11 protein-coding genes are annotated in these 9018 nt (G+C 69.8%); 6 read left to right on the forward strand and 5 right to left on the reverse strand.

Annotated elements, in window-relative coordinates:
* On the forward strand, positions 1–591 hold a 591-nt coding region (locus tag FV228_RS13030; protein ID WP_147855011.1), incomplete at its 5' end, for a methyltransferase.
* Positions 592–603: 12 nt separating this feature from the next.
* Here FV228_RS13030 and FV228_RS13035 read toward each other — a convergent pair.
* The 4 genes from FV228_RS13035 to FV228_RS13050 form a co-directional block, all read right to left on the reverse strand.
* The gene (locus tag FV228_RS13035; protein ID WP_147855012.1) at positions 604–915 is read right to left on the reverse strand and encodes a hypothetical protein; all 312 of its coding nucleotides are present in this window, start codon (positions 913–915) and stop codon (positions 604–606) included.
* Between the two features lie 33 nt (positions 916–948).
* On the reverse strand, positions 949–1635 hold the full coding sequence (locus FV228_RS13040) for a trna delta -isopentenylpyrophosphate transferase (RefSeq protein ID WP_147855013.1): 687 nt from the start codon (positions 1633–1635) through the stop codon (positions 949–951).
* Positions 1636–2126: 491 nt separating this feature from the next.
* Positions 2127–3524, reverse strand: coding sequence for an MATE family efflux transporter (locus FV228_RS13045; protein ID WP_147855014.1), 1398 nt, complete (start codon positions 3522–3524; stop codon positions 2127–2129).
* Between the two features lie 593 nt (positions 3525–4117).
* A complete protein-coding gene (locus FV228_RS13050; RefSeq protein ID WP_147855015.1) occupies positions 4118–5095 on the reverse strand; it encodes an SDR family NAD(P)-dependent oxidoreductase in 978 nt (325 codons plus the stop codon).
* A 117-nt stretch (positions 5096–5212) separates the two neighbouring features.
* On the opposite strand from FV228_RS13050, the gene FV228_RS13055 reads away from it, so the two are divergent.
* Genes FV228_RS13055 through FV228_RS13070 form a run of 4 tightly spaced genes read left to right on the forward strand, consistent with a single transcriptional unit; the run spans position 5213 to position 7729 of the window.
* Positions 5213–6142 (forward strand): AraC family transcriptional regulator, encoded by a 930-nt coding sequence (locus FV228_RS13055; RefSeq protein ID WP_147855016.1) that lies wholly within the window; start codon positions 5213–5215, stop codon positions 6140–6142.
* Between the two features lie 30 nt (positions 6143–6172).
* The gene (locus tag FV228_RS13060) at positions 6173–6970 is read left to right on the forward strand and encodes a heme ABC transporter permease (protein ID WP_147855017.1); all 798 of its coding nucleotides are present in this window, start codon (positions 6173–6175) and stop codon (positions 6968–6970) included.
* 10 nt (positions 6971–6980) lie between these two features.
* Entirely contained in the window at positions 6981–7124 is a 144-nt protein-coding gene (gene ccmD / locus FV228_RS13065; protein ID WP_147855018.1) for a heme exporter protein CcmD, read from the forward strand.
* On the forward strand, positions 7121–7729 hold the full coding sequence (locus FV228_RS13070; RefSeq protein ID WP_147855019.1) for a DsbE family thiol:disulfide interchange protein: 609 nt from the start codon (positions 7121–7123) through the stop codon (positions 7727–7729). The genes ccmD and FV228_RS13070 overlap by 4 nt, the downstream gene beginning before the upstream one ends.
* A 60-nt stretch (positions 7730–7789) precedes the next feature.
* Here FV228_RS13070 and FV228_RS13075 read toward each other — a convergent pair whose 3' ends face one another.
* Positions 7790–8404, reverse strand: a complete 615-nt coding sequence (locus tag FV228_RS13075; protein ID WP_147855020.1) for a septation protein A — start codon at positions 8402–8404, stop codon at positions 7790–7792.
* Positions 8405–8491: 87 nt separating this feature from the next.
* On the opposite strand from FV228_RS13075, the gene FV228_RS13080 reads away from it, so the two are divergent.
* Positions 8492–8752, forward strand: a complete 261-nt coding sequence (locus tag FV228_RS13080; RefSeq protein ID WP_147855021.1) for a type II toxin-antitoxin system VapB family antitoxin — start codon at positions 8492–8494, stop codon at positions 8750–8752.
* Positions 8753–9018: the final 266 nt, after the last annotated feature.

The raw sequence follows: 9018 nt of genomic DNA on the forward strand, positions 1-9018 counted from the left end.
GTGGGCCTGGCCTGCGCGGCGCTCCATCCCGGCACCCGCCCGACCCTGGTGGAGCGCGATCCCGAGCTGGCCGGGATGGCGCGGACCAACGCCGCCCTCAACGGCATCGCGGCTTCGGTGATCGAGGCCGACGTGCTGGCGCCGGCGGCCGAGCGCCGCGCCGCCGGGCTGGAGCCCGACGGCTTCGACCTCGTCCTGACCAACCCACCGTTCTTCACCGCGGGCCGCCACCGCCCCTCCCCGCATCCAGGCAAGGCGATGGCGCACACGTTTCCCGAGAGCGGCCTGGACCTCTGGATCCGCGCCTGCACGGCGATCCTGCGGCCGGGGGGCCGGCTCGGGCTGATCCACCGGGCGGACACCCTGCCGGCCTGCCTCGACGCCATGACGGGCCGCTACGGCGGGATCGCGATCCGCCCGGTCCACGCCCGGGCCGAGGCGCCGGCGATCCGGGTGCTGATCGCCGCCATCCGGGGCAGCCGCGCGGCTCCGAGCCTGCTGCCGCCGCTGGTGCTGCACGGCTCCGACCCCAAGATCTTCACCCCGGAGGCCGAGGCGCTCCACCGGGGCGCGCCCTGGCCGCCGACGTAGGGAACCGGCTCGTCAGGCCGCGAGGGCCGTTGGCACCGCGTCGTCGATGCCGAGGAACCGCTCGACGGCCGGCAGGTCCGAGAAGCCCAGAAACTCGGGGCGCAGCGGCTCGGGCAGCCCCTCGAAGTTGAGCCCCGGGAACGTGTCGGGATGCGGATAGAGCTGCCACTCGGCCCCGGGCTCGACCGGCGGGAACAGGATCGCCACCTTCTCGTCGCCCAGGCGCACGATCCGGGTCGGGCTGTACGACAGGGTCTCGATGCTCCAGCCGAGGTGATGGTCCCGGCGGGCCTTCAGGGTACGGCGGCGCGTCGTGCGATGCATGGCGGTCTCCTGCGGGTTTGAGAGTTCGAGAATTCAGGCCGCGCTGCGGCGGCCGGTGCGCTTGGGCCAGCCGAGCGCCACGAGGCGCGCCTTGGCGTAGTCGCGGACCTCGTCGCGGGTGCCGGGCGGCATCGCCGCCAGGATTGCCTGGGTGGCGCCGTCGAGCATCAGGTCGGTCACGTCGTTGATGGTCTCGGCACCGTCAATGCGGCGCTTGAGGTCGCCCTCGGCCTCGGTGACCTCGTCGAAGGGCTGGGCCTCCTCGAAATCCTCGTCCACGGCCCGGACGGTGGGCAGCTGGGTGCGGAACTCGTCGGCCTCCTCCTCCGAGTAGACCAGGCCGTGAAGCTCGATCAGCTTGAGGATGACGCGGTCCTTCCCGCGCTTTTCCGCCATGGCGTAGACGTAGGCCGCCTGCTTGCCCGAGACGCGGTAGTTCACGTTGACCAGGGCCTCGCCCATCGACCACTCGACCCGGTCGGCGGCCGGCTTCGCGCCGACCTTGGCCCCGGGCAGGCGCCCGGTCACCAGCAGCACGGCCTCGTCGCGCTCGGCCCGGATGATCGTCGGCGGCTCGAACACGATCCCGGCCTGCGCGGCGATCCGCTCCAGCGTCTTGTGGTAGATCACAGCCGTGCCCTGCACGCGCCAGACGTTGCCCCCGAAGGGCTCCCCGTAGCGCACCAGGATGTCGGCGATCTGCTTGTCGGCGGTTCGCATGCGGGGCTCGTTCCGGTGAGAGAAGGCCGCGTCATCCACAGGTTTCTACGGCGACGCTCTTTTGTTCCTGTTTTGTTTCATCGTATATGCGGGATTGCGATGGCGTTCGCAAGGGTCGAGGTCGGCTGTCCGCGTCGATTGGAGGGGGCTGCGTCAGTGCGTGCAGGGGTGTCGCAGGATGGATCCGGGGATCGGTTTGCAGCGCGGGCGGTGATGGTGCGTCGTTCGGATTTCGTTTCGCGGCTCAGGGCGGCGATCGGTCCGGGCTGGTTCGCCCTCTGCCGATTCAACCGGACTTCATCAATGCTTCCCGAAAGCAGTGATTGGTCGGTCGTCAGGCAATTTCGGTTCGAGACGGGAAGTAGACCTGCCCCCCGTTGAAAGGTGGACGTTCCGCGACCTGCTCGACCATGCCACATCAACAGGTTGATGCCGGCTTCGAAACGGCCATCCATCGAGCGGCAGGTTTGGCGGCTCCGCGCCTTTCGAAGTCATTCAACCGCCGTCGTGAGGATTTGGGGCGCAACAGCCGGCTTTGGAGCGGCCTGGGTCAAGAACATTCTCCCCGTTGCAAAAGCTGTCGCGTTGACGAGGCCCATGGTGACGAGCCCTGCCGCGAGGGCAGCGAACATCCACGCGGGACCGAGCCCGAAGATTGCCGCGACCCAGGCGCCCCCCAGCGCCACCCCCATCCGGAGGATGCTGGCTGTGAGCGGCCAGCCGACACGGCCTGCGCCCTGGGCCGCGAAGTAGAGAGCAAGTCCGGCCCCGAAGAACCCGTAGAACGGTCCGACGATGCGGAGATAGGACGAGCCGGTGGCCATCATGGCCGGATCGCCCCCGAACAGACCGAGCCAAGCCTCCGGATACATGGCGGCTGCAAGACCGATGGCCTCCGTCAGAAGACCGGCCACGATGGCGCCGGTCAGCGCAGCCTGACGGGCGCGGGCATGCAGTCCGGCACCGAGAGCGGTCCCGACGATGGCGGCAATGGGAGAACCGAGCCCGAACACGAGGGGGACCAGCAGGTATTCCAGCCGGGCGCCGGTTCCATATCCAGCCACCGCGGCCGGCCCCGCCGTTCCCACGAAGCCCGTCGCGGCGATGACCGTGACGTTCGACGTCACACTGGCGATGCCAGAGAGCAGGCCGACGCGCAGGATCTCGCGGGACGGCGCCCAGGTGAGTCTCGGGAGGCGCCGGCTCGGGTGCAGGACGCCACGGCCAGACCAGATGGAGGCGGCGAAGACGGCGGTGCCGGCGGCGTAGTAGGCCGCGACAGCCACGCCCCCACCCACGACGCCGAGCCTGGGGAACGGACCCCAGCCGAAGATCAGCGCCGGCGAGAGCGGGATCAGCACGATGGCTCCGGCACAGGTGACGCCGGCCGGGAGGGCCATGTTGCCGGTACCGCGGATCACGGCCGCCAGCGCGTTGAACAGCCAGATCAGGACCGCTCCGCCGAGCACGACGTTCGCGTAGGCCGTCGCGGCCTGGAGCGATCCTCCGGTGCCGCCCATCGCGGCGTAGAGGTGCGGTCCCAACGGCAGCGCGAGCAGGCTGGTTAAAAGACCCAGTCCGAGGCCGATGGCGGCAGCGTGCCAAGCGACGAGGCTGGCCTCGGTCGTCCGGCCGGCGCCCAGAGTGCGCGCGACCGCCGACTGGATGCCGCCGCCCATGCCGCCGGCGGACAGCATCTGGACCAGCATGACGACCGGGAAGACGAGGGCCATGCCGGCCAGGACGTCGGTGCCAAGTTTCGCGACGAAATAGGTCTCGATCAGGCCAATGGAGGTCTGGACGACCATCACCACGACGTTCGGCCCGGCCATCCGAGCCAGGGTCGGCACGAGCGGCGCTTCGAGCAGGCGACGCGTTCGGTTGTCCATGGCGGAGCCCTCACGGCCTGACGGGTTTGATAGCAGGCACGATGGCCGAGGCGACACCGGCCGAGGGATCGGCGGCGTCGTGAACGTTGCGGTCGCTTGACCGGCCGCTGGAGGCGTCACGGCACTGGGCAGATCGAACGGAAGGCCGGTCGTGCGCGCGGTCGCGACGGGGTGGCCGGCCGCGTCGCTCATGCGGCACTCGGCCAAGGCTCGCCAACGCCCGGGATAAACGACCAGGCCGACGGCGGTCGGCAGCCCAGGCGCTTCTTCGGCCATCGATGGACCCCACGGAGTGGCCGACCGCCCGGCATGCGGACACGCGCCATGCGAACGCCGCGCGCCGGGCGGCATGGCCGCACTTTCATGTTGAACGTAATCTATATTGAGGCGACGTGCAATCGTGACACGTGCGGGCGTCGGGTGGATGGCGGCCGGTGACTCGCCCGCCATCGTCATCGCCGCCGTTATCCGCCAGCGCTTGTGACGTCCGGGCCACAATGGCGAGCGCCGCAAGCTGTTTCGGACACCGGCACCGCCAAATGGATCGAAGCGGCGAACGCCCTCCAAACGTGGCGTATCTCCGGACCGCGCGATCACGAACCGGGACGGCCGGCCCCCTCGGGAAATCCGGTCTCAGTCAGCTTGACGGACAGCGCCCACAAACGCGCGGCCGCGTCAGGATCCACCGCATACGCCTTGACGCCCACGAACGGGGCGCCCGCCACCTCCGCGCGCACGGCCACGTCGCAATCCTCGCAATACAGGCCGCCGAGCCCATCGAGCAGCGGCGAAGTCGCCGCCCAGACCTGGGTGGCGGCGCCCTGGGCCGGTGTCTTGAATGTCGGATCCACTGGCGCGCCCTGCGCGTCGAGCCAGCCCTCCGCGATCATCTCGGCCCGGGTCAGGTGGCGCTGGAGCGGCGTGAAGATTTTTCCGGGATGCAGGGAGAAGGCGCGGATACCCCGGTCCCGTCCCAGCCGGTCGAGATGGAATGCGAACAGGGCGTTGGCGGTCTTCGACTGACCGTAGGCGTGCCATTTATCGTAGCCGCCGGAGAACATCACGTCGTTCCAGCGGATCGGCGAGAGGTGGTGCCCGGCCGAGGACAAGACAATCACCCGGGCGCCGCTCGCAAGCAGCGGTAGAAGGCGGTTGGTCAGGGCAAAATGGCCGAGATGATTGGTGGCGAACTGCGCTTCCCAGCCCGGCCCGACCCGCATCTCCGGGCAGGCCATCAGGCCGGCATCGTTGATGAGCCAGTCGATCGGCCGGCCAGCCTGCAGGACGCCCTCGGCGAAACGCCGGACGCTACCGAGGTCCGACAGGTCGAGGGCGTCGACCGTCGTCCGGGGAATATCCTGCGTGGCGATCCGGGCGGCGTCCGGATCGCGGGCGGCGACGAGGACCTCAGCGCCCGCGGCTGCGAGCGCACGGGTGGTCTCGATACCCAGGCCCGAATGCCCCCCGGTGACGACCGCAAAACGCCCCGTCAGGTCGCGCCCGGCCAGGACGTCGGAGGCGGTGCTGCGGGCGCCGAAACCGGATCCGAGCGGCGTTTGATGATCAATCATGGTCTTGCTCAAGGGCGGCCCGGCGATGCTGCCGGCGCGCGCAGACGATCGACCCGGAATGCCGGACGCTCCATGCTTAGGCGTCCGCGAATCCTGCGCGGGCGTCCGGTTCGCGCCATGGATCCGCTCTCCGACGTTCTCGCGATGCTCAGGCCCCAAAGCGTACTCAGCGCGGGGCTCGATGCCGGCGGCGCCTGGGCGATCCGCTTCCCCGCCCATGAAGGGATCAAGTTCAACGCCGTGATGCGGGGTACCTGCTGGGTTGCGGTCAAGGGCGAGCCCGAGCCGGTCCGGATGGCGGCCGGCGATTGCTTCCTGCTGACCCGGGGCCGCCCGTTCCACCTCGCCACCGACCTGACGCTTCCGGCGATCGAGTCCGCCGCGATCTACGACAACGCGGCCGACACGGTCGCGACCTGCAACGGCGGCGGCGACTTCTTCCTGGTCGGCGGACGGTTCTTCTTCGCGGGCGATGCGGCCGGCTTGCTGTTCGACGCGCTGCCGGCGATCGTGCCGATCCGGGACGCCTCGAACCAGGCCGCGATCCTGCGCTGGGCGCTGGACCAGCTGGCCGTGGAACTGCGCCAGGGCGCGCCCGGCGGCGCCCTGATGGCCGACCACCTCGCGCAGATCATGCTGCTGCAGGTGCTGCGGCTCTGGCTCGCTTCCGCGCGGCCGACCGGCTGGCTCGGGGCGCTCACCGATCCAAGGCTGGCCCGGGCGCTCACGGCCCTGCACGCGGAGCCGGCCCGGCGCTGGACCGTGGCGGAACTCGCCGCGCGCGCCGGCATGTCGCGCACGACTTTCGCGGCCACGTTCCGCGCGGTGGTCGGCCAGCCGCCGCTCGCCTATCTCGCCGGCGGGCGGATGCAGCGCGCCGCCGACCGGCTGCTACGCTCCGACGATCCCGTCGCCGCGATCGCGTATGCCGTCGGCTACGAATCCGAGACGGCGTTCCGCACCGCCTTCCGGCGGCACATGGCCTGCACGCCGATGCAGTATCGGCGGACAAAGGCCGCATTGTTGCTGCACCGCACCCTGGGCTAGACCGCAGGAACGATGTCCGAGACAGACGCCATGACGCCCTCCCTCTGGACCCGCCTGTCGAACCCGAGCCACTTCATGCGGTGGTCGGGCGTGCTGGTGCCGTGGCTCACCGCCCTGTCGCTCGGCGCGCTGGCGGTCGGCCTGTACCTGACCTTCTTCGCCGTGCCGCCGGACTACCAGCAGGGCGAGACCGTCCGGATCATGTACATCCACGTCCCGGCGGCCTGGCTCGGGGTGTTTTTCTACGGCGCCATGAGCGTGTCGGCGATCGGCACCCTGGTCTGGCGCCACCCGCTGGCCGACGTGGCGCAACGCGCCGCCGCGCCGATCGGGGCGGCGTTCACGCTGATCTGCCTGGTCACCGGTTCGCTCTGGGGCAAGCCGATGTGGGGGACCTACTGGGTCTGGGACGCGCGGCTGACCTCGATGCTGGTCCTGCTGCTGATCTATTGCGGCATCATCGCCTTGTGGCGCACCCTCGAGGAGCCGAACCGGGCCGCCCGCGCGGTGGCGATCATGACCCTCGTGGGCGCGGTGAACCTGCCGATCATCAAGTTCTCGGTGAACTGGTGGTCGACCCTGCACCAGCCGGCCTCGATCCTGCGCATGGGCGGCTCCAGCATCGATCCGTCGATGCTCTACCCGCTGCTGATCATGATCGGCGCCGCGACGTTGGGCGGGATCACCCTCCACCTCTACGCGATGCGCACCGAGATCATGCGCCGCCGGGTGCGGACGCTGACGATCCGCGAGGCCGAGCGCCTGGACCGCACGCAGCCCCGCCTCACGCCGAAGCCCGCCGGGATGCCGGTCGGGCAGCCGGTCTAGGACCTTACCGATGGATCTCGGCTCTCACGGCGGCTTCATCGTCGCCGCCTACGCCTTCACGGCCCTGGTCATGGCCGGGCTGGTCGGCAACGCCCTGCGGGACCGGTGGGCGCAACGGCGCGCCCTGAAGGGTTTCGGGGAGGAGCGGCGGTGAGCGGCGACGACATCACGGACCGGCCGCCCCCGGTCCGCCGCTCGTTGCTGCTGGTGCTGCCGGTCCTGGCGTTCGCCGCGCTGGCGGCGGTGCTGTTCCTGCGCCTGCGCTCGGGCGCCGACCCGGCAGCTCTCCCCTCCGCGATGATCGGCAAGCCGGTGCCGAGCTTCAGCCTGCCGGCGGTGCCGGGCCTGAAAGCCGGCGACGCCCCGGTGCCGGGCCTCTCCAGCGCCGACCTGAAGGGCCAGGTCACGGTGATCAACGTGTTCGCCTCGTGGTGCGCGCCCTGCCAGGTCGAGCACCCGATGCTGATGCGGCTCGCCCGGGAGCCCGGGATCCAGCTGGTCGGCATCGACTACAAGGAGCCGACCCCCGCCGCCGGCCAGCGCTTCCTGGCCCGGCACGGGGTGCCGTTCCGCGCGGTCGGCGCCGACGCCGACGGGCGCGCGGCGATCGATTTCGGCGTCTACGGCGTGCCCGAGACCTTCGTGGTCGGGCCCGACGGGGTGATCCGCGACAAGCTCGTCGGCATCCTTACACCGGAGAACTACGCCAGCGTGCTGGCGCGGATCCGGGCGGCCGGGAAGGTCGCGGAGGCGCGCTAACGTATCATCCCGAAAGGTCGCCGCCGGCTTTCGGAACAGGATGATACGCCATCAAGAGGCTTACTCGCCCGGTTGAGGCTCCTTGCGCTCGTAGCGGGTCAGCAGCGGCGTCTGCGCCAGGGCGAACACCACGGTGAGCGGCATGATGCCGAACACCTTGAAGTTCACCCAGAAATCCTCGGTCTGGGTCCGCCAAACGACTTCGTTCAGCGCCGCCAGGACGAAGAAAAAAAGACCCCAGCGGAAGGTGAGCTTGCGCCAGCCTTCCTCGGTGAGGCTGAACATCGAATCGAGCACCACCGACAAGAGTGAGCGCCCGAAGGCGAGCCCGCCGAGCAGCACGGTTCCGAACAGCGCGTTCACGATGGTCGGCTTGACCATGATGAAGGTCTTGTCCTGCAGCGCCAGCGTCAGGCCGCCGAACACCACCACCACCACGCCGGAGACGAGCGGCATGATCGGCAGCCGCCGCACCAGGACGTAGTGGATCGCCAGCGCCACCACGGTCGCCGCGACGAACACGCCGGTGGCCACGAACAGCTTCTGGTCGGGCGCGACACCGAGTTTTTCCGAATAGGCGTTGCCCAGGAAGAAGATGACCAGCGGCCCGAGTTCCAGAGCCAGCTTCACGAGCGGCGGCAGGTGGCGGCGGGGGGGCACGGATTCGATCTGCATGCGCGTCAGTTGGCTCGGATGTGGCACTCGCGTTAGGCTGGAGGCCGGGCTGGCGGATTCGGGGCTGTGTGGAACGGGGGGCTGACGATGTCCATCACGATCGACAACGCCGAGGTCGAGGCGCTCCTCGCCGACTTCACCGCCGCCACCCACCGCGCCGCGCCGGATTTGTTGCTCGAGTTGCTCCGACGGGAGCAAGCGCGGGTGGAGACGGCGGCGGAGCGCCGGATCGCTGAGGGCCTAGCGGCCGATGTAGCAATGCGGCGGCGCTTCAGCGCGAGTCCGAACGTTGATGCGCGGACAATCGACGAGATCCTCGCCTACGACGAGAACGGCCTGCCGGTATGAGTGCTACGGCGGTCATTGAAGGTTTCGGCATCTCCCCCGTCATTCCGGGGCGCCGTAGGCGAGCCCGGAATCCAGAGCCTCCGACGATTCCAGACCTGGAGCCGCCGATGGTTCTGGATTCCGGGCTCCGCTTCGCGGCCCCGGAATTGTCTGTTGGATGTCTGCTAGTTTGAGGGTGTTCCGCGCCAGCGGGATGCCTGGTCCGGGTGGCCACCCGGACCAGGCGCGAAGCGCCGACCGTCCCGGAATAGGGCTGCAACGCCCGT

This window comes from Methylobacterium sp. WL18, from assembly GCF_008040015.1.
GTDB lineage: Bacteria > Pseudomonadota > Alphaproteobacteria > Rhizobiales > Beijerinckiaceae > Methylobacterium > Methylobacterium mesophilicum.

What these genes read in the sequence shown, in the direction of transcription:
- FV228_RS13035 (WP_147855012.1), bottom strand. Translation starts at nt 915, where the DNA reads ATGCATCGCACGACGCGCCGCCGTACCCTGAAGGCCCGCCGGGACCAT.
- FV228_RS13050 (WP_147855015.1), bottom strand. Translation starts at nt 5,095, where the DNA reads ATGATTGATCATCAAACGCCGCTCGGATCCGGTTTCGGCGCCCGCAGC.
- FV228_RS13055 (WP_147855016.1), top strand. Translation starts at nt 5,213, where the DNA reads ATGGATCCGCTCTCCGACGTTCTCGCGATGCTCAGGCCCCAAAGCGTA.
- FV228_RS13060 (WP_147855017.1), top strand. Translation starts at nt 6,173, where the DNA reads ATGACGCCCTCCCTCTGGACCCGCCTGTCGAACCCGAGCCACTTCATG.
- ccmD (WP_147855018.1), top strand. Translation starts at nt 6,981, where the DNA reads ATGGATCTCGGCTCTCACGGCGGCTTCATCGTCGCCGCCTACGCCTTC.
- FV228_RS13075 (WP_147855020.1), bottom strand. Translation starts at nt 8,404, where the DNA reads ATGCAGATCGAATCCGTGCCCCCCCGCCGCCACCTGCCGCCGCTCGTG.
- FV228_RS13040 (WP_147855013.1), bottom strand. Translation starts at nt 1,635, where the DNA reads ATGCGAACCGCCGACAAGCAGATCGCCGACATCCTGGTGCGCTACGGG.
- FV228_RS13045 (WP_147855014.1), bottom strand. Translation starts at nt 3,524, where the DNA reads ATGGACAACCGAACGCGTCGCCTGCTCGAAGCGCCGCTCGTGCCGACC.
- FV228_RS13080 (WP_147855021.1), top strand. Translation starts at nt 8,492, where the DNA reads ATGTCCATCACGATCGACAACGCCGAGGTCGAGGCGCTCCTCGCCGAC.